This window comes from Actinoplanes auranticolor, from assembly GCF_018332655.1.
Lineage (GTDB): Bacteria > Actinomycetota > Actinomycetes > Mycobacteriales > Micromonosporaceae > Actinoplanes > Actinoplanes auranticolor.
Genome location: NZ_BOQL01000052.1, coordinates 79,986 through 102,417, shown reverse-complemented (window position 1 = coordinate 102,417; position 22,432 = coordinate 79,986). Strand labels below are relative to the sequence as shown.

Annotated in this window: 23 protein-coding genes and 2 tRNA genes; 17 read left to right on the top strand and 8 right to left on the bottom strand. The window is 72.2% G+C overall.

Annotation, left to right across the window (positions count from 1 at the left end):
• Window positions 1-217: 217 nt before the first annotated feature.
• Entirely contained in the window at window positions 218-1,819 is a 1,602-nt protein-coding gene (cimA, locus tag Aau02nite_RS31100) for a citramalate synthase (protein ID WP_212992152.1), read from the top strand.
• A gap of 56 nt (window positions 1,820-1,875) precedes the next feature.
• On the opposite strand, the gene Aau02nite_RS31095 is transcribed toward cimA, so the two are convergent.
• The 4 genes from Aau02nite_RS31095 to Aau02nite_RS31080 all read right to left on the bottom strand — a co-directional run bounded on the left by Aau02nite_RS31095 (window position 1,876) and on the right by Aau02nite_RS31080 (window position 7,174).
• Entirely contained in the window at window positions 1,876-2,874 is a 999-nt protein-coding gene (locus Aau02nite_RS31095) for an endonuclease/exonuclease/phosphatase family protein (RefSeq protein ID WP_212992151.1), read from the bottom strand.
• 58 nt (window positions 2,875-2,932) lie between these two features.
• Window positions 2,933-4,387, bottom strand: a complete 1,455-nt coding sequence (locus Aau02nite_RS31090) for a hypothetical protein (RefSeq protein WP_212992150.1) — start codon at window positions 4,385-4,387, stop codon at window positions 2,933-2,935.
• Between the two features lie 127 nt (window positions 4,388-4,514).
• Window positions 4,515-5,861, bottom strand: a complete 1,347-nt coding sequence (locus tag Aau02nite_RS31085) for a M16 family metallopeptidase (RefSeq protein ID WP_212992149.1) — start codon at window positions 5,859-5,861, stop codon at window positions 4,515-4,517.
• The gene (locus Aau02nite_RS31080; protein ID WP_246595575.1) at window positions 5,858-7,174 is read right to left on the bottom strand and encodes a M16 family metallopeptidase; all 1,317 of its coding nucleotides are present in this window, start codon (window positions 7,172-7,174) and stop codon (window positions 5,858-5,860) included. The genes Aau02nite_RS31085 and Aau02nite_RS31080 overlap by 4 nt, the downstream gene beginning before the upstream one ends.
• Window positions 7,175-7,361: 187 nt before the next feature.
• On the opposite strand from Aau02nite_RS31080, the gene Aau02nite_RS31075 reads away from it, so the two are divergent.
• Genes Aau02nite_RS31075 through arfB form a run of 7 tightly spaced genes read left to right on the top strand, consistent with a single transcriptional unit; the run spans window position 7,362 to window position 13,565 of the window.
• A complete protein-coding gene (locus tag Aau02nite_RS31075) occupies window positions 7,362-8,381 on the top strand; it encodes an AAA family ATPase (RefSeq protein WP_212992147.1) in 1,020 nt (339 codons plus the stop codon).
• Window positions 8,378-9,343 carry a DUF58 domain-containing protein gene (locus Aau02nite_RS31070; RefSeq protein ID WP_212992146.1) on the top strand — a complete coding sequence of 322 codons (966 nt, stop codon included), beginning with the start codon at window positions 8,378-8,380 and terminating at the stop codon, window positions 9,341-9,343. The genes Aau02nite_RS31075 and Aau02nite_RS31070 overlap by 4 nt, the downstream gene beginning before the upstream one ends.
• On the top strand, window positions 9,340-10,320 hold the full coding sequence (locus Aau02nite_RS31065; protein WP_212992145.1) for a VWA domain-containing protein: 981 nt from the start codon (window positions 9,340-9,342) through the stop codon (window positions 10,318-10,320). Before Aau02nite_RS31070 ends, Aau02nite_RS31065 begins: the two co-directional genes overlap by 4 nt.
• A gap of 12 nt (window positions 10,321-10,332) precedes the next feature.
• Window positions 10,333-11,211 (top strand): S1C family serine protease, encoded by an 879-nt coding sequence (locus Aau02nite_RS31060; RefSeq protein WP_212992144.1) that lies wholly within the window; start codon window positions 10,333-10,335, stop codon window positions 11,209-11,211.
• A 7-nt stretch (window positions 11,212-11,218) separates the two neighbouring features.
• A complete protein-coding gene (locus Aau02nite_RS31055) occupies window positions 11,219-11,902 on the top strand; it encodes a response regulator transcription factor (RefSeq protein ID WP_212992192.1) in 684 nt (227 codons plus the stop codon).
• Window positions 11,899-13,095, top strand: coding sequence for a sensor histidine kinase (locus tag Aau02nite_RS31050; RefSeq protein WP_212992143.1), 1,197 nt, complete (start codon window positions 11,899-11,901; stop codon window positions 13,093-13,095). The genes Aau02nite_RS31055 and Aau02nite_RS31050 overlap by 4 nt, the downstream gene beginning before the upstream one ends.
• 44 nt (window positions 13,096-13,139) lie before the next feature.
• Window positions 13,140-13,565, top strand: coding sequence for an alternative ribosome rescue aminoacyl-tRNA hydrolase ArfB (arfB, locus tag Aau02nite_RS31045; RefSeq protein WP_212992142.1), 426 nt, complete (start codon window positions 13,140-13,142; stop codon window positions 13,563-13,565).
• 5 nt (window positions 13,566-13,570) lie between these two features.
• Here arfB and Aau02nite_RS31040 read toward each other — a convergent pair whose 3' ends face one another.
• A complete protein-coding gene (locus tag Aau02nite_RS31040; RefSeq protein WP_212992141.1) occupies window positions 13,571-14,509 on the bottom strand; it encodes a 3-methyladenine DNA glycosylase in 939 nt (312 codons plus the stop codon).
• A gap of 28 nt (window positions 14,510-14,537) precedes the next feature.
• A complete protein-coding gene (locus tag Aau02nite_RS31035; protein ID WP_212992140.1) occupies window positions 14,538-15,017 on the bottom strand; it encodes a hypothetical protein in 480 nt (159 codons plus the stop codon).
• Between Aau02nite_RS31035 and Aau02nite_RS31030 the strand changes: the two genes are divergently transcribed.
• Together Aau02nite_RS31030 and Aau02nite_RS31025 are read left to right on the top strand one after the other, a co-directional pair.
• On the top strand, window positions 15,016-15,264 hold the full coding sequence (locus tag Aau02nite_RS31030; protein WP_212992139.1) for a helix-turn-helix transcriptional regulator: 249 nt from the start codon (window positions 15,016-15,018) through the stop codon (window positions 15,262-15,264). The genes Aau02nite_RS31035 and Aau02nite_RS31030 overlap by 2 nt on opposite strands.
• A 77-nt stretch (window positions 15,265-15,341) precedes the next feature.
• A complete protein-coding gene (locus Aau02nite_RS31025; protein WP_212992138.1) occupies window positions 15,342-16,145 on the top strand; it encodes a fumarylacetoacetate hydrolase family protein in 804 nt (267 codons plus the stop codon).
• Here the strand turns inward: Aau02nite_RS31025 and Aau02nite_RS31020 are convergent.
• Entirely contained in the window at window positions 16,100-16,906 is an 807-nt protein-coding gene (locus Aau02nite_RS31020) for a TetR/AcrR family transcriptional regulator (protein ID WP_212992137.1), read from the bottom strand. The two genes, Aau02nite_RS31025 and Aau02nite_RS31020, sit on opposite strands and share 46 nt — an antisense overlap.
• Before the next feature lie 57 nt (window positions 16,907-16,963).
• Here Aau02nite_RS31020 and Aau02nite_RS31015 point away from each other — a divergent pair, with 57 nt between their 5' ends.
• The 5 genes from Aau02nite_RS31015 (at window position 16,964) to Aau02nite_RS30995 (ending at window position 19,373) form a co-directional block, all read left to right on the top strand.
• Complete coding sequence (locus Aau02nite_RS31015) at window positions 16,964-17,767, top strand: SDR family oxidoreductase (protein ID WP_212992136.1); 804 nt, start codon at window positions 16,964-16,966, stop codon at window positions 17,765-17,767.
• Between the two features lie 93 nt (window positions 17,768-17,860).
• Window positions 17,861-17,932 (top strand) — tRNA-Gln (locus Aau02nite_RS31010).
• A 132-nt stretch (window positions 17,933-18,064) separates the two neighbouring features.
• Window positions 18,065-18,137: transfer RNA gene (locus tag Aau02nite_RS31005), tRNA-Glu, on the top strand.
• 104 nt (window positions 18,138-18,241) lie between these two features.
• Window positions 18,242-18,934, top strand: a complete 693-nt coding sequence (locus Aau02nite_RS31000; RefSeq protein ID WP_212992135.1) for an N-acyl homoserine lactonase family protein — start codon at window positions 18,242-18,244, stop codon at window positions 18,932-18,934.
• Between the two features lie 4 nt (window positions 18,935-18,938).
• Entirely contained in the window at window positions 18,939-19,373 is a 435-nt protein-coding gene (locus Aau02nite_RS30995) for a hypothetical protein (RefSeq protein WP_212992134.1), read from the top strand.
• A 219-nt stretch (window positions 19,374-19,592) separates the two neighbouring features.
• On the opposite strand, the gene Aau02nite_RS30990 is transcribed toward Aau02nite_RS30995, so the two are convergent.
• Complete coding sequence (locus Aau02nite_RS30990; RefSeq protein ID WP_023561932.1) at window positions 19,593-20,279, bottom strand: IclR family transcriptional regulator; 687 nt, start codon at window positions 20,277-20,279, stop codon at window positions 19,593-19,595.
• Window positions 20,280-20,328: 49 nt separating this feature from the next.
• Here Aau02nite_RS30990 and leuC point away from each other — a divergent pair, with 49 nt between their 5' ends.
• Together leuC and leuD are read left to right on the top strand one after the other, a co-directional pair.
• Window positions 20,329-21,783: a 3-isopropylmalate dehydratase large subunit gene (gene leuC, locus Aau02nite_RS30985; RefSeq protein WP_212992133.1), complete on the top strand. Its 1,455-nt coding sequence runs from the start codon at window positions 20,329-20,331 to the stop codon at window positions 21,781-21,783.
• Between the two features lie 15 nt (window positions 21,784-21,798).
• Complete coding sequence (gene leuD / locus Aau02nite_RS30980; protein ID WP_212992132.1) at window positions 21,799-22,386, top strand: 3-isopropylmalate dehydratase small subunit; 588 nt, start codon at window positions 21,799-21,801, stop codon at window positions 22,384-22,386.
• Window positions 22,387-22,432 lie beyond the last annotated feature (46 nt).

The following is a 22,432-nucleotide window of genomic DNA, read 5'->3' as shown; positions in this document are numbered from 1 at the left end:
GCAGCCGTGTCGAATTACTCACCCGTACGGGATCGGCTGTCTCAGCTTGTGGATTATGGGCTCCCGCCGCGACGCCGCGTGGCATGCTTCGGGGCGTGACCCACTCCGTGCTGATTATTCGCACCTAGCGCGCCGGCTGAATCTCCGCCGACGTGCAGACCTCCCGCATCCGCGGGGGGTCTTTTTGTTGGGTCGTCAGTCTCGGAAAGGAACCCCCATGAACTACCAGGTGTTCGACACGACGCTGCGCGACGGCGGGCAGCGCGAGGGCATCAGCTACTCGGTCGTCGACAAACTCGCAGTCGCGCGGTTGCTGGACGAGTTCGGCGTCGGCTTCATCGAGGGCGGCTGGCCCGGTGCCATGCCCAAGGACACCGAGTTCTTCGCCCGGGCGCGCACCGAGCTGCAGCTGAAGAACGCGGTGCTGGTCGCGTTCGGGGCGACCCGCAAGGCGCACGTCGACGTGGCGCAGGACCCGCAGGTGCGGGCGCTGCTCGACGCCGAGACGCCGGTCGTCTGCGTGGTCGCCAAGTCCGACATCCGGCACGTCGAGCGGGCGCTGCGCACCACCGGCGAGGAGAACCTGGCGATGGTCCGCGACACCGTCGCGCACCTGGTCGCCAACGGTCGCCGCGCGTTCGTCGACTGCGAGCACTTCTTCGACGGCTTCCGCTACGACCCCGACTACACCGCCTCCGTGGTCAAGGCCGCGTTCGAGGCCGGCGCCGAGCGCGTCGTCATGTGTGACACGAACGGCGGCATGCTCCCGTCGATGATCACCGCCGCGATCAACGACGTGGTGGCCCGCACCGGGGTCGCCCCGGACCAGCTCGGCATCCACTGCCAGAACGACACGTCCTGCGCGGTCGCCAACACCATCGCCGCCGTCGAGGCGGGCGTCGAACACTTCCAGTGCACGGCCAACGGCTACGGCGAACGGCCCGGCAACGCCGACCTGTTCGCCGTCGTCAGCAACCTGCAACTCAAGCTCGGGCTGAAAGTCCTACCGGACGGATGCCTCGAGAAGGCGACGCGGGTGTCCACCGCGCTCGCCGAGATCGCCAACATCGCCCCCGACACCCACCAGGCCTACGTCGGGGCCGCGGCATTCGCTCACAAGGCGGGGCTGCACGCGAGCGCGATCAAGGTGGATCCGCTGCTCTACAACCACGTCGACCCGTCGGTGGTGGGCAACGACATGCGGATCCTGGTGACCGAGATGGCCGGCCGGGCCAGCATCGAGCTCAAGAGTCGCGAGCTCGGGCTGGACCTGGCCGGCCACCCCGAGACCCTCACGGCGGTGACCCGCAAGGTCAAGGACCTGGAGGCGGGTGGCTGGTCCTTCGAGGCCGCGGACGCGTCCTTCGAGCTTCTGGTACGCGGTGAACTGCCCGGTGCCGACTTCGTGCGCCCGTTCGCGCTGGAGTCGTACCGGGTGCAGGTCGAGCACCGCGAGGACGGCTCGGTGGTCTCCGAGGCCACCGTCAAGGTCCGGGTACGCGGCGAGCGCGTCATCGCCACGGCCGAGGGCAACGGCCCGGTCAACGCCCTCGACGAGGCGCTGCGCGTGGCGCTGTCCAAGCACTACCCGGAGCTGAAGTCCTTCGAGCTGGCCGACTTCAAGGTCCGCATCCTGGAGGGCTCGCACGGCTCCAACGCGATCACCCGCGTCCTGGTGGAGACCAGCGACGGCGCCCGCGACTGGACCACGGTGGGCGTGCACGAGAACGTGGTCGAGGCGAGCTGGAAGGCCCTCACCGACGCGCTCACCTTCGGCCTGGCCCGCGCCGCCGCGGAGAGCACGAGCACCGCGGCCTGATTCGTGCTCAGCCGCGCCCCGGTCGTCACCCGCAGCGTGACGGCCGGGCCGGCAGCTCAGGCGGCCGGGATCCGGAGCGTGGCGATGATCGCGCGGTGGTCGCTGGCCGGGATGTCGTGCACGCTGACCGCGCCCACGCCCAGCCGGCGGTCGGCCAGCACGTGGTCGATCGTCACCGGCGGCAGCGGGTCGCCGTCGTACGGGCCCCACGTGCCGATCAGGCCCTGGCCCGCGGCGTCGGCGGCGTCGCGGTAGCCGTCGCCGATCAGGTCCCGCAGCGCCTTGTGGTCCAGCGTCGCGTTGAAGTCGCCGAGCAGGATCCGGGGCGCGCCGTCGGGGTCCGGGCGCGGCTCGGCGTCCAGGTCGTCGCGCCAGCCGTCGAGCACGTCGAGCGAGTACGGCGCCAGCGGATGCGCCGACTCGACCGTGACGGCAACCGCGCCCGGCGGCTGGACCGTCCCGTACGCCTGGTTGAAGCCGCCGCCGTTGCGCCGTACCCCGGGGTCGGTGATCGGGAAGCGGGAGTAGAGCCCCGAGCCGCTCGCCCCGTACTCGCCGCCCAGCGACGAATACGGCAGCAGCTCACTGAGCCCGGCCGCCGCCAGACTGCGCTGACCGGTCGGGCTGAACTCCTGCACCGCCAGCACCGCCACGTCGTTGTCCCGGACCAGCTTGACGATCGTGGCCGCGTCGGCGTTGCCGAAGAGCAGGTTCGACGTCATCACGTGCAGCGCCACGCCACCCTGCGGGCCGCGGTCGCCGTCAGCGAGGGCACGGGGCAGCACCGCCACGGCGAACAGCGCGAAGGTGACCGTCGCGACCGCCGCCGCCAGCCAGCGCCGGGTGGCCAGCGCGGCGATCACCGGCACCACCGACCACGCCGCGACGTACGGCGTGAACGCGAAGAGCTGCACCAGCGCGCCCCGCTCCCAGCCGCCGAGCCGGAGCAGCGCCCAGGCCGCGCCCGGCAGCACCAGCAGCCACAGCAGCACGTGCCAGACGGCCCGCCGGACCCGGACCGGTCTCGTCACGGGTGCTGAGCTGGTGATCGTCATGGCGGCGACGGTATCCGGCCGCGGCCACCAGCACCGAACGATGCCGGGGCAGATCACATCATCGGTAGGGGTTGAAGTTCTGCCCCGCCATCAGGAACCAGGCCGTCGCGCCGACGTGCTGGCGCGGGAAGTAGCCGAACGCGAAGCCGGTGTCGAACGCGCTGGTGGCGGCCACGATGCCGGCCCCGGCGGGCAGCGGGGTGCCGGTCCAGGTGCCGCCCTCGCCCGGGTTGGACAGCTTGCCGTGGTCGGCGTCGGCGGTCAGGCCCACGGTCTGCCCGGCGCCGAGGGTCCGCTGGGCGATCGCGGTCTGCCACAGCAGCCGCTTGGCCAGCGCCGTGTCGCCCCGGTCGTCGCGCTTGAGCAGAGCCAGCGCGGTGTGGCCGTTGCCCTCCAGCCAGACCGCGTCGCGGTTGTTCTCCACGGTGCTGCCGGAGACCGGCCCGGTACGGATCTTGGCCTGGCTGCTGTACGTGACGCCGGAGACGGCACCGTCGGTGTTCGCGAGGTTCTCGGTGACCCAGTCGACGGCGTCGTCGTACCGCCGGTCGTCGAGGCTCAGCAGCGCCCAGGTCTGCACGTCCTCGGGGATGTTGCCGATGTTGATCTGGTTCGGGTCCTCGCCCGGTACGCCGCCGAGCGTGCCGGTCCACAGCAAGCGCTCCGAGCGGTTCCACATGGCCCGCACGAAGTCCTCGGCCACGTCGGCGCGGGCGGTCCAGCGCCGGTCCCGGGTCAGCTTGGCCAGCAGCGTGAAGAGCCCGTACGCGTCGATGTTGTGCTCGGTCGAGGCCCACGGCTGCGGCGTCTCGCCGTCGCCCTGCAGGCCGCCGTGGTAGCCGCCGAAGCGGTACGGCGACTCCTTGTCCGCGATCCACGTCCCCAGCGCGACGGCACCGTCGAGGTACTTGGTGATCCGGGTGTCGACGTAGAGCTGCGCCAGGGCCAGCGCCACCCAGGCCATGTCGCCGGTCGAGGAGCCGCCGAAGCCGTACGGCCACAGGAACGCCGCCTTGCCGTCCTCGCGCTTGAGGCCGGGGAAGTACGGGCCGCCACCGTAGAAGAGCATCGGCCCGGCCGCGTACGCCTGGCGGACCCGCCCGTCGGTGTACTTCTCGTCGTTGGCCTGGATCCACAGCAGGGCGTCGCCGATGAGCCGGGCCCGGCGCACGTTGGCCACCGTCGGGTTGGCCAGGTAGGCCAGCGCCGCGAGCGCGTTGTCGTAGACGAACGCGGTCGTCATCAGCTCGCTCTCGTTGTTGTAGCTCTGCAGCAGCCGCGGCTCGCCACCCTTGACGTAGGCGTCCTGCACCACGTCGAGGTAGTGGTAGGCGCGGCTCACCGGCTCGGCCAGCGACCGGTCCACCAGGTGCCGCGGCGCGCAGGTGCCGGCGACGGCCGCGTCGGGGGCGAGCAGCGGGGCCGCCACGGTGGCAGCGGCGGCCGCGGCGGGCAGCGTGAGCAGGCGCCGGCGGGAGAACGCTCCGGAGGCGGAGCTGAGGTTGGTGGGCATGGCGCGGAACTCCAACGGGGTCTGAGAGCGCTCTCACGACGAGCACTGGGCGCCATTGAAACCCCGCCGCGCCCCACCTGGCAAGCCGCGGGCCGCCGTCGATGCCGACGGCGGCCCGCGGAACGCCTCAGACCTCGGCGTCGACGACCTCACCGAGGCCGCCGGCCACCAGCTCCTCGCGGATCACCGCGGCGTCGCCCTCGACGACGACCGTCAGACCCTCGGGGTGCAGATGCTTCGCCGCGGCGGCGGACACCTCGGCCACCGTCGCGTCGAGCAGGCTGCGCCGCAGGGTCGCGTAGTAGTCGTCGGGCAGCCCGTGCACCACCAGCGTGGCGAGCGCACCGGCGATCGAGCCCGGCGTCTGCATGTCGACCGTGAGCTGCCCGGCCCGCCACGTGCGGGCCACCTCCAGCTCCTCCTCGGTGACGCCGTCCAGCCGGGTGCGGGTCACCTCACCCACGGTGTCGGTCAGCGCCGGCGCAGTCACCGCGGTCTGCACCGAGGTGCTGATGCCGAAGCGGCCGAACCGGCGGGTCATCGCGAAGTCGGCGCGGATGCCGTACGTGTAGCCCTTCACCTCGCGGATCAGGTGGTTGAGCCGGGAGGTGAACGCTCCGCCCAGCACCGTCGCGACCAGCGTCATGGCCACGTAGTCGGGGTTCGAGCGCTCCGGTGCCCGGTGCCCGAGCCGCAGCGCCGACTGCACCGAGCCGGGCCGGTCCACCAGCAGCACCCGGCGGCCGGCGGCGATCGGCACGCCCAGCGGCCCGGCGGGTGCGGACGGCTCCCCGGCCGTGCCGGCGAACGCGGCCGCCCCCAGCTCGGCGAGATCCAGCCGGCTCAGGTCACCCGCGACCAGCAGCACGCCCGGCCGCTTCAGCCAGGACTCGTGGAACGCGGTCACGTCCTCCACGGTGACGGCCGCGACCGAGGTCGGATCGCCGTGCAGCGGCCGGCCGTACCGTTCGGCCGCCCCGAAGAGATCCATCCGCAGCGCGGCGTCCGCCCGCGGACCGGGCTGTGCCCAGTCCATCCGCAGCGCGGTCACCTCGTCGTCGCGCACCCGCGCGACATCGGCCGGATCCAGCCGCGGGGTACGGGTGGCCTCGGCCAGCAGAGCCACGGCCCGCGGCAGCAGCCCCACCGGTACGGACACACCGACCCGGAACGCGTCCCAGTCGACCGAGGTCGAGAGCTCCGCACCCAGGCCCTCCAGCGCCAGCGCGAACGCCGCGGAGTCCCGGGTCGTGGTGCCCTCCTCCAGGCACTTGGCGAGCACGGTGGCCGTGCCCTCGCGGCCCGCGGACTCGCGCGCGCCGCCCGCGTCCAGCAGCAGCGCGGCGGTGGCCAGATACTGACCCGGCATGTGCGCGGCGACGACCTCGCCACCGGCCACCGAGACGCGCTGGATGTCCGGGAACGCGTACGGCCGGGAGTCGCCGGGGCCGGGCCGGGTGGCAACGAGACTCACTGGTCGGTCCCTTCGTCGGGCAGGTAGGTGAGGGTGACGCGGGACTCCGGGTTCAGCGTGCGGGCGGCGTCGAGGATGTCGCCGGCCGTGACCGACTGCCACTGCGGCAACCGGTAGGCCGCGCTGGTGGCGTCGCCGAACTGGGTCGCGTACCGGCTCAGGGTGTCGGCGCGACCGCCGACTGTGGACATCTGCCGCCACCACGAGGTGGTCAGCAGGGCCTTGGCCCGTTCCAGCTCGGCCTCGGTCACCGGCTCGGTGGCCATGCTGTCCAGCACCTCCGCGACCCCGGCCGCCAGCTGCTCCGCGTCCACGCCGTCCTTGGCCGTGGCCGTGACGATCAGCGGGGCCGGGGCGTGGGCCAGGTCGACGCCGTACGCGCCGATGTAGTCCGGCTGGGCGATCCGGGCGCCGTCGGCGAGCCGCTGGTAGAGCCGGCTGCCCCGGCCGCTGCCCAGCACCGTCGCCAGGACGGTGATCGCGTCGTAGCCGGCCGTGCCGAACGGGTGGGTGCGGTGCGACAGGTAGACCCGCGGAGCCGGGACCTTGCCGGTCACCGTCTCGTGGACCGGCTCGGTGGCCGCGCCGGTGATGTGCCCGCGCGGCGCCGGCGGGATGTCGGAGACCGACTCCAGCGCGCCGAAGTACTTCTCGGCCAGGGCGAAGACCTCGGCCGGGGTGACGTCGCCGGCCACGGTCAGCACCGCGTTGTTGGGCGCGTAGTACTGCTGGTGGAACGCCTTGAACGTGTCGAGACTGGCGGCGTTCAGGTCCTCCATCGACCCGATCGTCGCGTGGTGGTACGGATGCCCCGGCGGGTACAGCAGCGGCAGCAGGCGCAGCCACGCGTCGCCGTACGGGACGTTGTCGTAGCGCTGCCGCCGTTCGTTCTTGACCACCTCGCGCTGGTTGTCCAGCGTCTCCTGGGTCAGCGCCGGGACCAGACCGCCCATCCGGTCCGCCTCCAGCCAGAGCCCCAGCTCCAGGTGCTCGACCGGCAGCGTCTCGAAGTAGTTGGTCCGGTCCGGGTTGGTGGTCGCGTTGAGCGAGCCACCGGAGCCCTGGATCAGGCGCATGTGCTCGGTCTTGGCGACGTGCACCGACCCCTCGAACATCAGATGCTCGAAGAGATGCGCGAAGCCGGTCTGGCCGGCCGGCTCATGCCTCGAGCCGACGTCGTACCAGAGGTTCACGCACACCACCGGAGCGGTGTGATCCTCGCTAACCACCACGCGCAACCCGTTGTCCAGGCGCGCGGTTTCGATGGGCCACGGATAGCCGGTCTCGGCGACCGGCGCGGGCTGAGCAGACACGCAACCTCCCTGTAGCGGCGGCCGGCTTCGGCCGGCGCCGTCACCAGTATCCCGGCTGAGCAGGCCGGCGCGCTCCTTCGCTTCGCTTTCGGCCCCGCTTGGTGTCATCGATACCAAGGGCGGGCGTCCGGCGTAACCCCCAGGGCCGCGGCGCCCGCCCCCCGCACCGTTGCCGAGAAGGGGACCCATGACAGACATCGCATCCGACACCGACGCGCGGCTGCTGGAGCAGACGCTGTTCGAGGTCAAGAAGGTGATCGTGGGGCAGGACCGGCTCATCGAGCGGCTGCTGACCGCGCTGCTCGCCGGTGGGCACTGCCTGCTCGAAGGCGTGCCGGGGGTGGCCAAGACGCTGGCCGCCGAGACGCTCGCCGTGGCGGTCGGTGGCAGCTTCCACCGCATCCAGTTCACGCCGGACCTGGTGCCCTCCGACATCATCGGCACCCGCATCTACCGGGCGTCGCGGGAGGACTTCGACGTCGAGCTGGGCCCGGTGATGGCGAACCTGGTGCTGGCCGATGAGATCAACCGGGCCCCCGCCAAGGTGCAGTCGGCGCTGCTGGAGGTGATGGCCGAGGGGCACGTGTCGATCGGCGGCCGGACCCATCAGGTGCCGCGGCCGTTCCTGGTGCTGGCCACCCAGAACCCGATCGAGAGCGAGGGCGTCTACCAGCTGCCCGAGGCGCAGCGCGACCGGTTCCTGATGCGGGTGGTCGTCGGCTACCCCAGCGACCAGGACGAGCTCGGCATCCTCTACCGGATGGGCGGCGTGCGACCGGTCGCCCGGCCGGTGCTGGACACCGGCATGCTGCTGCGCCTTCAGGCCCGGGCCCGCGAGGTGTTCGTGCACCACGCCCTGGCCGAGTACGTGGTCCGGCTGGTGCTGGCCACCCGCGACCCGGCCCGCTTCGGCCTGCCGGAGCTGGCCGGGCAGCTGGCGTACGGGGCCAGCCCGCGCGCGACCCTGGGCCTGGTCGCGGCCGGACGGGCGCTGGCGCTGTTGCGCGGACGGGACTACGTGCTGCCGGGCGACCTGCTCGACATCGCACCCGACGTCCTGGCCCACCGGCTGGTGCTCTCCTTCGACGCGGTCGCCGACGGTGTCGCCCCCGAGTCGATCATCCAGCGCATCGTGGGCTCCGTACCGCTGCCGGTGATCGCCCCCGCCCAGGAGCAGAGCGGCCCGGGGCTGGGTGTCGCCGCATGAACGAGGGCGCCTCGATCAACGAACTCGCCCCGGAACAGCGGCTGCGGCGGCTCGAGCTCATGGTCACGCGCCGGCTCGACGGGATGCTGCACGGGTCGTACCTCGGCCTGCTGCCGGGGATCGGCAGTGAGCCGGCCGGCAGCCGGGAGTACCGGCCCGGCGAGGACGAGGTCCGCCGGATGGACTGGGCGGTGACCGCGCGCACCGCGGTGGCCCACGTCCGCTCACTCGACGCGGACCGGGAACTGGCCACCTGGGTGCTGGTCGACGCCACCGCGAGCATGGACTTCGGCACCGCCGAGTTCGAGAAGCGGGAACTGGCCGTCGCGTCGGTCGCCGCGGTCGGCTTCCTCACCACCGGAGCCGGCAACCGGCTGGGCGCGCACCTGCTCGGCCCCGGCGGGGTACGGCGGTTCCCGGCCCGCGGCGGCCGCAACCATCTGCTCGGGATGTTGCGCACGCTGCTCGCCGTACCCCGCTCCGCACCGACGACCGAGCACGTACCCCTGGCCGAGGCCGTCGACGGCCTGCACCGCGCGGTCAACCGCCGCGGTCTCGCGGTGGTGGTCTCGGACTTCCTCGACGGTCTCGACGAGGACGGGCTCGGGCCCGGCGCCCCCGCCTGGGAACAGCCGCTGCGCCGGCTCGCCGCCCGGCACCAGGTGCTCGCCGTGCAGATCCGTGATCCGCGCGAGCAGGAACTGCCGGACGTGGGGCTGCTGACCCTGGTGGACCCGGAGACCGGGCGCCGGCGGGAGGTGCCGACCGCCAGCCGCAAGCTGCGCGAGCGGTACGCCGAGGCGGCGCGCCGGCAGCAGGCGTCCATCGAGAACGGCCTGAAGCGTGCCGGTGCCGCCCACCTCGGCCTGCGGACGGACCGCGACTGGGTCGCGGACATCGTCCGGCACGTGTACGCCCAGCGCCGCCTGGGCCGAGCATCCCGAACAGGAGCACGACCATGACATGGCTTTCCCCGGAACGGCTGTGGCTGCTGGTGGCCGTCGCGGCGCTCGCCGTCGCGTACCTGGTGCTGCAGCGCCGCCGCAGCCGGTACGCCGTCCGTTTCACCAATCTCAAGTTGCTCGACCGGGTCGCACCGGCCCGGCCGCAGTGGCGCCGGCACGTCCCCGCCGGGCTGTTCCTGGCCATGCTGGCCCTGCTCGTGGTCGGCTTCGCCCGGCCGCAGTCCGAGGTGCAGGTGCCCCGGGAACGGGCCACCGTGCTGGTCGCGGTGGACGTGTCCCGGTCGATGCTGGCCACCGACGTGGACCCGGACCGGCTCACCGCGGCCAAGGCCGCGGCGCGCGAGTTCGTGGCCGACCTGCCTGAGGAGTTCAACGTCGGCCTGGTGGGCTTCGCCGGCACCGCCTCGGTGTTCGTGCCGCCGGTGACCGACCGGGCCGCCGTCGAGGCCGGCATCGACCGGCTCGCCGAGGGCACCGCCGGCCGCGCCGGTACCGCCATCGGTGACGCCATCGCCACTTCGCTGGAGGCGATCCGCACGCTGGACGCCACGGCCGGCGAGGACGTGCCACCGGCCCGGGTCGTCGTGCTCTCCGACGGCGCCAACACCGCCGGGCAGGACCCGGCCGAGGCGGCGGCCCAGGCCACCGAGCTCGGCGTGCCGGTCGACGCGATCTCCTTCGGCACCGAGAACGGGAGCATCGGCGGCAGCGCCCTCGGCGGTGGCGGCGGTGGCGGCAACCAGCCCGTGCCCGTCGACGGGCAGACGCTGCAGGCGGTCGCGGACGCCACCGGCGGCAACTACTTCGAGGCCGGCAGCGCCGAGGAGCTGCGGTCCGCGTACGCCGACATCGGCAGCTCGGTCGGTTACGAGACCGAGACGCAGGACGTGTCGGCGCGCTTCATCGGTATCGGCCTGCTGTTCGCGGCGCTGGCCGCACTGGCCTCCATGTTCTGGTTCGCCCGCCTGCCGTAGAGGAGTTCTCTGATGACAATGACCACTGGGCTGGGCGGGTCGCCCCGGGGACCCGAGTTCCTGTCACCCGGCATCGACGAGCGGGCTCCGGGCGTACCCCCGGTCACCGCCGGCGGAGCAGGCGCGCGCGCCGCCCGGCGCTGGCCGCTGCTCGCCGCGGCCGGGCTGACCGTGGTGGCGATCTCCGCCGGCACCGGCGGAGCAGCCGGTTACCTGGCCGGTTCGCCGGAAGCCACTCCTACCGACCCGGCCTCTGCGCCGCCGCCGGCCGCACCCGGGGTGCCGTCCGACCTCGTCGGCGCCGCCGCCCGGGCCCTGCCCGGCGTGGTGTCCGTGCAGGTGCGCACCGGCTCGGGCGGCGCGTCCGGCTCCGGCTTCGTCTTCGACGACCGCGGTCACATCGTCACCAACAACCACGTGGTCGCGGCCCGGGGCGGGGGAGCGGTCAGCGTGGTCGGCTCGGACGGGCGCCGGCTCACCGCCGAGGTCGTCGGCACCGACCCGAACAGCGACATCGCGGTGCTGCGGGTCACTCCGTCGGCCGCCCTGCGCCGGCTGGACCGGGCCGACCTCAGCGCCACCCGGGTCGGTGAGCCGGTGCTGGCGGTCGGCTCACCGCTCGGTCTCTCCGGCACGGTCACCGCCGGCATCATCAGCGCGCTGGACCGGCAGGTGCGGCTGGGCGGGACCGTGCGGCAGACCGCGGTGCAGACCGACGCGTCCATCAACCCCGGCAATTCGGGCGGGCCGCTGGTGAACGCGCGCGGCGAAGTGGTCGGCGTGAACACCGCGATCGCCAGCCTGGAGGGCGGCGGTTCCATCGGGATCGGCTTCGCCGTGCCGATCGACCGGGCCGCTCAGGTGGCCACCACCCTCATCGGCCGTGGATAGTCGACAGATGCGGCTGCTGGTGGTGGAGGACGAGGAAGACCTGGCGGAGGGCCTGCGGGTCGGTCTCGCCCGGACGGGGTACGCGGTCGACGTGGCGCTCGACGCCGCCGAGGCGTACGACCGGCTGACCGTGAACGAGTACGACCTGATGCTGCTCGACGTGAACCTGCCCGACGGCGACGGGTTCACGCTGTGCCGCTCGTTGCGCAACGGCGAGGTGGACACCCCGGGCGAAACCGACCTGCGGGTGCTCATGCTCACCGCCCGCGGTGGGCTCGACGACCGGGTCCGCGGGCTGGACGAGGGCGCGGACGACTATCTGGTGAAGCCGTTCGCCCTGGCCGAGCTGCTGGCCCGGGTCCGCGCCCTGCTGCGCCGGGACACGGCCGGCACGTCGTCGGTGCTGACCGTCGGCGACGTGGTGCTGGACGTGGCCCGGCACGTCGCGACCCTGCGCGGGGAGCGGCTGACGTTGACGCCCAAGGAGTTCGGCGTCCTGGAGTATCTGATGACCCGGCCCGGGCACGTGGTCTCGAGCGAGGAACTGCTCGAGCACGTGTGGGACGCCAACGCGGACCCGTTCACCCAGACCGTCCGGGTCACGGTCGGCACCCTGCGGCGCAAGCTCGGCGAGGGCTCGATCGAGACGGTGGTCGGGCGGGGCTACCGGCTGCGGGACGGGGCGGCGTGAAGCGCCCGGAGCTGTTCCGGTCGATCCGGTTCCGGCTCACGGTCATCTACTCCACGCTGCTCTTCGCGCTGGCCGCGGCGGCCCTGGCGGTCATCTACCTCGCGGTGGCGCAGACCACGGACGCGGCCCCGCTGACCACCTCCCAGGCCAAGCTTTTCGAGGGTCCGGTGTATCAGGGGCGCGTTCCCTACGCGGACATCGCGGATATCGAGGCCGCGGTCAACTACAACACCCTGCAGAACCTGCGCACCTACTCGCTGATCGTGCTGGGCGGCCTCTTCGTCGCCAGCCTCGGCATCGGCTGGGTGCTCTCGGGCCGGGCGCTGCGCCCGGTGGGCGCGATAGCCCGCACGGCCCGGGAGATCCAGGCCACCGACCTGTCCCGACGCATCCAGCTCGGCGGTCCCCGAGACGAGCTCCGGGATCTCGCCGACACCATCGACTCCATGTTGGACAGACTGGACGAGGCCTTCCAGTCGCAGCGCCAGCTGATCGACGACGCCTCGCACGAGCTGCGCAGCCCGCTCGCCATCATCCGGACGAACCTCGACGCCTCGCTCACCGCGGCGGAGGCGAGCCCGGAGGAACGCGAGCGGGCGGTCGCCGTGGTCGACCGGGCCACGACACGGATGTCGCGGCTGGTCGAGGACCTGCTGGCCACCGCCCGCCGGGACGCGCACGGCCTGTCGGACGCCGACGTGGAGCTCACCACGATCGCCCGGGAGGCCGGCGAGGAGTCCTTCATCACGGACCGGGGCCTGCGGCTGCGCTACCACCTGCCCGCGGAGCTGCACCTGATCGGCGACGCCGACGGGCTGCGCCGGGCGGTCGGCAACCTGCTGTCCAACGCCGTACGGCTGGCCCCGGGGTCCTCCACCGTGACCGTCGCGACCGGCCGTACCAGATCATGGTTGTGGCTGGCCGTGGCCGACGAGGGTCCGGGGATCGCCGCCGAGGATCTGCCCAAGGTCTTCGACCGCTTCTGGCGCGGGAAGCCGTTGTCCGGCGCGGAACGCTCCCGGCAACGCCGCACCGGGCTGGGGCTGGCGATCGTCCGGCAGATCGTGGAGTCGCACGGCGGTCAGGTGGCGGCCTTCTCCGAGCTGGGCAAGGGCAGCACCTTCGTGCTGTGGCTGCCGGCCGCCGACCGCACGGACACCGAACCGCCGCCCGCCTTCAGCCCCTGGCCCTGACAACCGGATGGCGGCCCGGCGTGATCGCCTGCCATGCTGGGCCCGTGGCGGACGACGTACGGGTCAGTGACCGGTTGACGATCCCCGCCGCCGAGCTGTCCTGGCGGTTCTCCCGCTCCAGCGGCCCCGGCGGCCAGGGGGTCAACACCACCGATTCCCGGGTCGAGCTGTCCTGGGATCTGGCCGGCTCCGAGATGCTGCCGGCCGCTCTGCGTGAGCGCGCCCTCGAGCAGCTCGGCGGCCGGCTGGTCAACGGCGTGCTGACGATCACCGCCTCCGAGCACCGCTCGCAGCTGCGCAATCGGGAGGCCGCCGCCGCCCGGCTGGCCGCCCTCGTGGCCGGGGCCATCGCGCCGCCGCCGCGGGCCCGGCGGGCCACCCGGCCGTCCCGGGGCTCGGTCGAGCGGCGGATCGCCGAGAAGAAGCGGCGCGGTCAGACCAAGCGCAACCGGCGCGCCGACACCGACTGACGAGCTCAGCTGTTGTGCGGGGCCACGGCTTCGCGGTTCTCCGCCGCCAGCGCCGGTCCCAGCAGCTCCTCGCACACCCGGATCAGCCGGGCCCGCAGCGCCGACGCGCGGCGGGCGAACTCGCGCTGGCGGGCGACGTACTCGGCCTTGCCCTCGGCGGTCTCGATCTTCACCGGCTCCTGGCCGTACGAGGTCAGGTCGTACGGGCTGGCCTGCATGTCCAGCAGGCGGATGTCGCCGGCCAGCGCGAAGCAGTCCAGCGCCAGGGCGCCCGGCACCGCGGGCCCGAGCTTGGTCGCCCACTTGTGGCAGTCCATCGCCGCGTGCAGGCAGCCCGGCTGGTCCAGGTCGACCTGGGTGGCGCGGGTCGGCTGCAGCCGGTTGAGGCCCACCGCCTCGGGGGTGAAGAACCGGAACGCGTCGAAGTGCGTGCAGCGGATCGGGTGCTCCTCGACCACCTTGTCCGTCTCGGCCTGGCCCAGGCGCAGCGGCAGGGAGTGCCGGTGCTCGGGCTGGCGGTAGACCATCGCCCACTCGTGCAGCCCGAAGCAGCCGGAGAACGCCGGCCGCGATGCCGTCGCCGCGAGCAGGCCGTGGATGTAGCGGACGCTCTCGCCGCGGGCGTGCATGTACGCCTCTGTGTCGAGGGTCACGACGCCGTCCGGATACGACTTGTACCACTTCCAGGCGGCGTGCTCGGCCAGCCCGGTCGGGGCCGCGGCCAGCCCGGTGCCCACCCCGGGGTGCCAGCGGCGGAGCTGGGCCGGGCGGGTGCCGTAGTAGTCGTACAGGAAATCCTCTATGGCATGCTTCTCACCCGCCGCCTTGCGCGCGCGGTGCCCGGCCGTCATCTCGTCCGCCCGCTCGGCGTGGGCACGGGCCAGCGGGATCCAGCTGACCGAGGGCAGCACAGTGGTCAGCGCGTGGGTTTCGCTGATCCGCATCGCACCAGCGTATCCAGCAAGTCCACTCCTATCGAGCCTCGGCGTCGTCTGTGGTGAGGAACGCCCGAACGAGGTCCGCCACCGCCGCGGGTGCGCCGGGGCCGGCGGTGTGGTGATCGACTTGCGGCATTCGGACGTAGCGGGCGTGCGGAACGAGCTCCGCCAGGCGCGGGCGCAGCCACTCCGGGCCCCGGTCCGAGGTGATGACCAGCGTCGGCGCGGCGACGCGCCGACCGGCCGGAAGTCGCTGGTCCCGGCCTTCCGGCGCCTGCAGCAGGAACCAGGCGAAGGCGGTGTACGCCGGCAGCGGGACCACGCCGACGGGCGCGAATCCCAGCCCGGTGAGGAACGTGGCCATCGCCCCGGGCCCCGGCATGTCGGCGAGCGACGGGTCGTCGAGGCCCGCGCCGGGCTCGTGGACCACGCCGGGCACCACGACCAGGCCGGGACCGGCACCGGTGCTGGTCACGTGGAGCCGGGTGCCGTCGGCGCTGGTGATAGTCGGCATGAGCAGTGAGATCACGTACAACCGCATCGCGATGCTGCGCGCCGAGCGGGGCATCTCGCGGCGTCAGCTCGCCGACGCTCTGGGCGTGCACTATCAGACCGTGGGCTATCTGGAGCGCGGCGAGTTCAGTCCGTCGCTGCACCTGGCCCTGCGGATCTGCGACTACTTCGAGGTGCCCGTCGAGGTGGTCTTCTCGCTCAGTCCGTTCCCGAGGCTCGGCACCGAGCCCGTGCCGCGCGGCGCGTAGCCTCGATCGAATCGGGTTTGGTGTTGCTCTTCTGTCAGGCGGCACAGCGTCTTCGTAGCTAATGGATGGGGTTCTCCGTGCGTTTCGCTCGTTTTGTTCATGCCGGTGGCGTGTCGTTCGGTGTCGTCGAGGGTGAGTCCGGGGCCGGAGCCAAGGGCCTGACCATCGCCGAGATCGGCAGCCTCCCGTTCGAGCAGGTGCGCTTCACCGGGCAGCGCTGGGCCCTGGCCGACGTCCGGCTGCTCGCGCCGATCTTCTCCAGCAAGGTGATCGGGGTCGGCCGCAACTACGCCGACCACGCCGCCGAGCTCGGCAACGAGGTGCCCAAGGAGCCGCTGATCTTCATCAAGCCGTCCACCTCGGTGATCGGCCCGAACGACGCGATCCGGATCCCGCCGCAGTCGCAGCAGGTCGAGCACGAGGCCGAGCTGGCCGTGGTGATCGGCGCGACCGGCGCCCGCCGGGTGGACCGGGCGGGTGCGCAGCGGGCCATCTTCGGCTACACCGTCGGCAACGACGTGACCGCCCGCGACCTGCAGCGCAGCGACCCGCAGTGGACCCGGGCCAAGGGCTTCGACTCGTTCTGCCCGATCGGCCCGTGGATCGAGACCGACCTCGACGTCAGCGACCTCGAGGTGCGCTGCGAGGTGGGGCGCAACCCGGACGAGATGGAGGTGCGCCAGCTCGGCCGGACCAAGGACATGGTCTTCGACGTGCCGACCCTGGTGTCGTACGTCTCGCACGTGATGACCCTGTTGCCCGGCGACATCATCCTGACCGGCACCCCGGCCGGGGTGAGCCAGATCGTCTCCGGTGAGACCGTGATGGTCAGCGTTCAGGGCATCGGCGAGCTGCGCAACCCGGTCGTCTCGCTGGACTGAGCGCCGGGCGACCGGCGCCCGATCCCGTCGAGCAGCAGCCGCAGGCCGTAGGCGAAGGCGTCCACGGCCTGCTCGTCGGGCCCCTTGTCGAAGCCACCGGCGTTCCACAGGTCGGTCATCGCGGGATGCTGCTCGACGTCGAACCAGTCCTCCCACAGCCGGCCGCGCCGGCTCCACCAGCTGTCGTTCGACTCGCCGCTGGCCCGGCGCAGCTGGGCGTTCTCGCCCTCCTGCCGGGCCGCGGCGGTGACGAACATGATGATCGTCACGGCGGCCGTGTTGCGCTCCGGCACCGGCAGGGCGCCCAGCGTGGACAGCACGTACTCGCTCTCGCGCAGCATCCCGGGGCCGAGCGGCGGGCGGACCCGGGAGACCTGGCAGAGCCATGGATGATCCCGGTACATCGCGATCGTGCGATCGGCGTACAGGTGGATCTGGTCACGCCAGTGCGCCGGTCGCTCCTCGCCCGGCCCGGGCAGCCGGCGGCCGGCCAGCACCTCGTCGACCATCAGCTCGACGAGCTCCGCCCGCGACGGCACGTAGGTGTAGAGGGTCATCGTCGCCACGCCCAGCCGGGCCGCCACCTGCGCCATCGAGGCCGCCGTCAAACCGTCCTCGTCGGCCACGGCGAGGCCGGCCGCCACCACCCGGTCCACGGTCAGCCGGGGCGGGCGCCCGGTGGTCGCCCGGCGTGCGTTCCTGTGCCGCCACAGCAGCGGCAGGATCCGGTCGGGATCGGTGGACCCGCTGAACTCGCTCATCTCGTATACCCTACGAGAACAGTTTCCGTAGGGCATACGAGAACAGGGGGAGAGCAGATGAAGATCCTCGTTACCGGTGCGACGGGCGGCGTGGGCCGGCTGGTGGTGGACGAGTTGCTCGCGCTGGGCGCGACCGACGTCCGGGCGCTGACCGTCAACCCCGCCCGGGCCGGCCTGCCGGCCCAGGTGGAGGCCGTCCGGGGCTATCTCGGCCGGCCCGAGACGCTGCCGGCCGCCCTGGCCGGCGTGGACCGGATGTATCTGGCCCCGCTGGTGGAGACCAACGAGCAGGTGTGCCGGCTGGCCGCGGACGCGGGGGTACGCCGCATCGTCGACATGGCCGGCGCCAAGGGCGACCACTGGCAGGTGATCGAGGACGGCGTCGAGGCGTGCGGGGTGCCGTTCGTGCACCTGGAGCCGGGGGAGTTCATGATCAACTCGGGCATCTGGTCGGCCCAGATCGCCGCGGGGGACGTGGTCCGCGACGGCTACGGCGATGTCGCCAACGCACCCATCGCGTTGGAGGACATCGCGGCCGTCGCCGCCCGGTGCCTGCTCGAGGAGGGCCACGAGGGCCGCTCGTACGAGCTGACCGGTCCGGAGTCGCTGACCCGGCGCGAACGGGTGCTGACCATCGGGGCGGCGCTGGGCCGCGAGCTCACCTACGTCGACCTCCCGCACGACGAGCTGGTCGAGCAGCTGAACCTGGCCATGGGCGAGTACGGCGCCTGGTACGCCGACGGTCTGCGCCAGATGGCCGGACATCCGCAGGCCGCGGTGCAGACGGTGGCCGAACTGACCGGCCGGCCGGGGACCACGTTCGCCGCGTGGGCGCGGGACAATACGGACATGTTCCGGTAGTCGGGCGGTCACGGAAACGCCGGTTGGTAACCCGATTTGTTCGCCACCATGGCCTCGGGTAGAGTTTCCACTCGGTACGGCAAGCCGTACCAATGGGGTATGGGGTAATTGGCAGCCCGACTGATTCTGGTTCAGTTAGTCTAGGTTCGAGTCCTGGTACCCCAGCGCGACCGACTCCCGCAAGGGCGGTGGTGCTGGACTTCTGATAGAGTTCCGCACCGTTGCTCACGCCAAAGAGCCGGAAGCAGCAGGTAAGGCACCACAGAAGTGCAGCGTTTCTGCAGTACAGCGTGTTCTGGCCCCGTCGTCTAGCGGCCTAGGACGCCGCCCTCTCAAGGCGGTAGCGAGGGTTCGAATCCCTTCGGGGCTACAAGCAGCAAGCGGCTCGTGTCGAGAGACACGGGCCGCTTTTGTCTGCTCTGGGCGTATTTCCCGGGCCGTTCTCAGGCTGGTGAAGACGGCAGACTGGCTTCTGTGACGGACATCAACGTGCGACGCGTCGACTTCGGCTACTTCATCCGGCCCGCCGAGGAGACGGGCACCGGGTCACCCAGGGTCGAGCCCTGCCTCGGTTACCTCGTCGAACATCCCGACGGCCTGCTGCTGGTCGACACCGGTATGGGTACGGACCCGGACGTCGACGCGCACTACCGCCCCCACCGCGTGCCTCTGCCCGAGGCGCTCGCCGCGGTCGGCGCCCGGCCGGAGGACATCCGGCACATCGTCAACTGCCACCTGCACTTCGACCACAGCGGTGGCAACCCGGCGCTGCCCGGCCGGCCCGTCTACACCCAGCGGCTCGAGCTGGACATCGCCCGCAGCGTCGAGGACCACACGCTGCCGTGGCTGATCGACCACCCGGGCGCGGTCTACGTCGAGCTCGACGGAGAGGCCGAGATCCTGCCGGGGGTGGTCATCGTGCCGACCCCCGGGCACACCGCCGGCCATCAGTCCCTGGTGGTCCGCCGGGGCGACGGCACGGTGATCGTCGCGGGACAGAGCCACGACCACGCGGTCGGCTTCACGGCCGACGTGCTCGCCCGGCGGGCCGGCCACGACGGCGCGCAGGCGCCGCTGCCGTTCCCGCCGGCCTGGATCGAACGGCTGCTGAGCTTCGACCCGGCCCGCGTGGTCTTCGCCCACGACAACGCCGTCTGGACCCCCTGAAGCGGTGCGGGGTGGTCGTTGGGCGGATGTGCCGCGGCGGGTACGGGCCGTCGTCGCGGTGACGGTGGCAGTGTTCGCCTACGGCACGGTTGTGCACCTGACGCAGCTGTATCTCGGCGGGCTCGACCCGTATCCGTCGATGCCGGGGTGGCTGGCCGTCTACTTCGTGTCTCTCACGCTGCTGGACCCGGCGGCGGCGGTCCTGCTGGCGTTGCGGCGCCGGGCCGGACTGGTGCTGGGTGTCGTGGTGCTGGTGACGGATGCACTCGCGAACGCCTACGCCAACTACGTGGTGGACCGGGCCGGTGGCGTCACGCCGGGCCGGGTGGGACAGGCGGTCATCACGGCGCTCGCCGTCGGCCTGCTCCTGGCCGCGCCCCGGATCGCGCCGTGGCTGAGCGGGCGACCGCTGTTCCGCCGGCCGCTCGCAGACCGCTGAGCCGCCGGCTCGCCGACGACCGGTGAGTCGCTGAGCCGCCGGCGATCGATGAGTCGCTGAGCCGACGGCGACCGGTGAGTCGCTGAGCCGACGGCGACCGGTGAGTCGCTGCGCCGCCGGGATCAGCGAAGCCGTGCCGTCGGCGATCCGCGCAGCGGCGGGACCAGGCGCGCACTGCCCGCGGTGAGTCGCCCGGCCGCTATGGTGCCGGCCGGGCGGTCAGAGGCCGCTGAGTCGTTGTCCGGCGCGGACGACCGCCATCGCGTGGCGTTCGCCGGGTCGGCGGCCGAGTCGTTCGATCGGACCGCTTATCGAGATGGACGCGATGACCCGGCCCGTCCGGTCCCGGATCGGCGCGGAGACGCTGGCCACACCGGGCTCGCGTTCCGCGACACTCTGCGCCCAGCCGCGCCGGCGCACCTCGGCCAGCGTGCGCCCGGTGAACTTGCACCGCGGCAGCAGCGGCATGACCGCCTCCGGCGGCTCCCAGGCGAGCAGGATCTGGGCCGCGGAGCCGGCCACCATCGGCAGCACCGAGCCCACCGGCACCGTGTCGCGCAACCCGCTGGCGCGCTCGGCGGCGGCGACGCAGATCCGTTCGTCCGCGCGGCGCAAGTAGAGTTGAGCACTCTCCCCGGTCGCGTCGCGCAACGCCGACAGCAGTGGCTCGGCCGCCGTCAGCAACACGTCCGGCGCCGCGTTGGCCAGCTCGCCCAGCCGCGGCCCGGGCCGCCACCGGCCCTGGGTGTCCCGCACCAGCATCCGGTGGATCTCCAGGGCCTGGGCCAGCCGGTGCGCGGTCGCCCGGGGCAGCTTGGTCCGGTCGACTAATTCGGCAAGGCTGGCGCCGTCGACACAGGCGGCGAGGATGACCACCGCCTTGTCGAGAACGCCGACACCGCTCATACTGTGTCCCACAAGCCGAAACATACCTCCCAGAATTTAGGATGTCCAGATGGTGGGAGTCACTCCCGAACAGGGGAAACCCAGGACCCTGGCCGAAAAGGTCTGGGACGACCATGTGGTGCGGTCCGCCGACGGTGAGCCTGATCTGCTCTACATCGACCTGCACCTGCTGCACGAGGTGACCAGCCCGCAGGCCTTCGACGGCCTGCGCCTGGCCGGGCGCAAGGTCCGCCGCACCGATCTCACGCTGGCGACCGAGGACCACAACACCCCGACGGGCTATGCCGATCCGGCCTTCAACACCCGCCGCGGCGACCTGATGACCATCCTCGACACCGTCTCGCGCACCCAGATCGAGACGCTGCGCAAGAACTGCGCCGAGTTCGGCGTGCAGATCCGCTCGCTCGGCGACGAGAACCAGGGCATCGTGCACGTGATCGGCCCGCAGCTGGGGCTCACCCAGCCCGGCACCACGATCGTCTGCGGCGACTCGCACACCGCGACCCACGGCGCGTTCGGCGCGCTGGCCTTCGGTATCGGCACCAGCGAGGTCGAGCACGTGCTCGCCACCCAGACGCTGCCGCAGGCCAAGCCGAAGACGATGGCGGTCGTGGTCAGTGGCGAGCTGCGCCCGGGCGTCTCGGCCAAGGACCTCATCCTGGCGCTGATCACGCAGACCGGCACCGGCGGCGGCAACGGCCACATCGTGGAGTACCGCGGCGAGGCCATCCGCAAGCTCTCCATGGAGGGCCGGATGACCATCTGCAACATGAGTATCGAGTGGGGCGCCAAGGCCGGCATGATCGCGCCGGACGAGACCACGTTCGCGTACCTGAAGGGCCGCGAGCACGCGCCGCAGGGCGCCGACTGGGACGCCGCGGTGGAGTACTGGAAGACCCTGCCCAGCGACGAGGGCGCCGAGTACGACACCGAGATCCACATCGACGCCTCCACGATCAGCCCGTTCGTCACCTGGGGCACCAACCCGGGCCAGGGCGCCGCGCTCGACGGTGTCGTGCCGGATCCGGAGGAGTTCGTCGAGGAATCGGACCGCAACGCCGCCCGCCGCGCCCTGGAGTACATGGACCTCGCGGCCGGCACTCCGCTCAAGGACGTCGCGGTGGACGTGGTGTTCGTGGGCTCCTGTACCAACGGGCGCCTGGAGGACCTGCGGGCCGCGGCCGACGTACTGCGCGGGCACCGGGTGGCCGAGGGCGTCCGGATGATGATCGTGCCCGGGTCGTTCCAGGTGCGCGCGGCCGCCGAGGCCGAGGGGCTGGACAAGGTCTTCACCGACGCGGGCGCCGAGTGGCGCTTCGCCGGATGCTCGATGTGCCTGGGCATGAACCCGGACACGCTCAGCCCCGGTCAGCGCGCCGCCTCCACGTCCAACCGCAACTTCGAGGGCCGGCAGGGCCGCGGTGGGCGTACCCATCTGGTCTCGCCGCAGGTCGCCGCCGCCACCGCCGTGGTCGGCAAGCTGGCCGCCCCGGCCGACCTCTGAGGGGGAGCAGCAACCATGGACAAGTTCACCACCCACGCCGGCACCGTGATGCCGCTGCGGCGCTCCGATGTGGACACCGACCAGATCATCCCGGCCGTCTACCTCAAGCGGGTCACCCGGACCGGCTTCGAGGACGGTCTGTTCAGCGCCTGGCGCGACGACCCGGCCTTCGTGCTCAACAACCCCGCGCACGCGGGCGCGACGATCCTGGTGGCCGGCCCCAACTTCGGCACCGGCTCCTCCCGCCAGCACGCCGTCTGGGCGCTGCGCGACTTCGGTTTCAAGGTCGTCATCGCGGCCCGCTTCGGCGACATCTTCCGCGGCAACGCCCTCAAGGAGGGTCTGCTGCCGGTCCAACTCGACCAGAAAGCCGTCGAGGCGCTCTGGGACATGGCCGACAGCGAACCGGACAAGCGGATCACCGTGGACCTCGCCGAGCGCCAGGTGCGCGTGGACGACGCCGTCTGGACCTTCCCGATCGACGATTTCAGTCGCTGGCGGCTCATGGAGGGCCTCGACGACATCGGACTGACGCTGCGCCACGAGCAGATGATTACCTCGTACGAGAAGGACCGGCCCGGCTTCAAGCCGGTGGTCGTCTGAGGCCGATTTCCTTGCTCTTGCAGGCTTTTTCGCCCCCGCCGGGTTC

Coding starts and splice junctions, on each gene's coding strand:
- cimA (WP_212992152.1), top strand. CDS start 218: ATGAACTACCAGGTGTTCGACACGACGCTGCGCGACGGCGGGCAGCGC.
- Aau02nite_RS31095 (WP_212992151.1), bottom strand. CDS start 2,874: ATGACGATCACCAGCTCAGCACCCGTGACGAGACCGGTCCGGGTCCGG.
- Aau02nite_RS31090 (WP_212992150.1), bottom strand. CDS start 4,387: ATGCCCACCAACCTCAGCTCCGCCTCCGGAGCGTTCTCCCGCCGGCGC.
- Aau02nite_RS31075 (WP_212992147.1), top strand. CDS start 7,362: ATGACAGACATCGCATCCGACACCGACGCGCGGCTGCTGGAGCAGACG.
- Aau02nite_RS31070 (WP_212992146.1), top strand. CDS start 8,378: ATGAACGAGGGCGCCTCGATCAACGAACTCGCCCCGGAACAGCGGCTG.
- Aau02nite_RS31065 (WP_212992145.1), top strand. CDS start 9,340: ATGACATGGCTTTCCCCGGAACGGCTGTGGCTGCTGGTGGCCGTCGCG.
- Aau02nite_RS31060 (WP_212992144.1), top strand. CDS start 10,333: ATGACAATGACCACTGGGCTGGGCGGGTCGCCCCGGGGACCCGAGTTC.
- Aau02nite_RS31055 (WP_212992192.1), top strand. CDS start 11,219: ATGCGGCTGCTGGTGGTGGAGGACGAGGAAGACCTGGCGGAGGGCCTG.
- Aau02nite_RS31040 (WP_212992141.1), bottom strand. CDS start 14,509: ATGCGGATCAGCGAAACCCACGCGCTGACCACTGTGCTGCCCTCGGTC.
- Aau02nite_RS31030 (WP_212992139.1), top strand. CDS start 15,016: ATGAGCAGTGAGATCACGTACAACCGCATCGCGATGCTGCGCGCCGAG.
- Aau02nite_RS31035 (WP_212992140.1), bottom strand. CDS start 15,017: ATGCCGACTATCACCAGCGCCGACGGCACCCGGCTCCACGTGACCAGC.
- Aau02nite_RS31020 (WP_212992137.1), bottom strand. CDS start 16,906: ATGAGCGAGTTCAGCGGGTCCACCGATCCCGACCGGATCCTGCCGCTG.
- Aau02nite_RS31015 (WP_212992136.1), top strand. CDS start 16,964: ATGAAGATCCTCGTTACCGGTGCGACGGGCGGCGTGGGCCGGCTGGTG.
- Aau02nite_RS30990 (WP_023561932.1), bottom strand. CDS start 20,279: ATGAGCGGTGTCGGCGTTCTCGACAAGGCGGTGGTCATCCTCGCCGCC.
- leuC (WP_212992133.1), top strand. CDS start 20,329: ATGGTGGGAGTCACTCCCGAACAGGGGAAACCCAGGACCCTGGCCGAA.
- leuD (WP_212992132.1), top strand. CDS start 21,799: ATGGACAAGTTCACCACCCACGCCGGCACCGTGATGCCGCTGCGGCGC.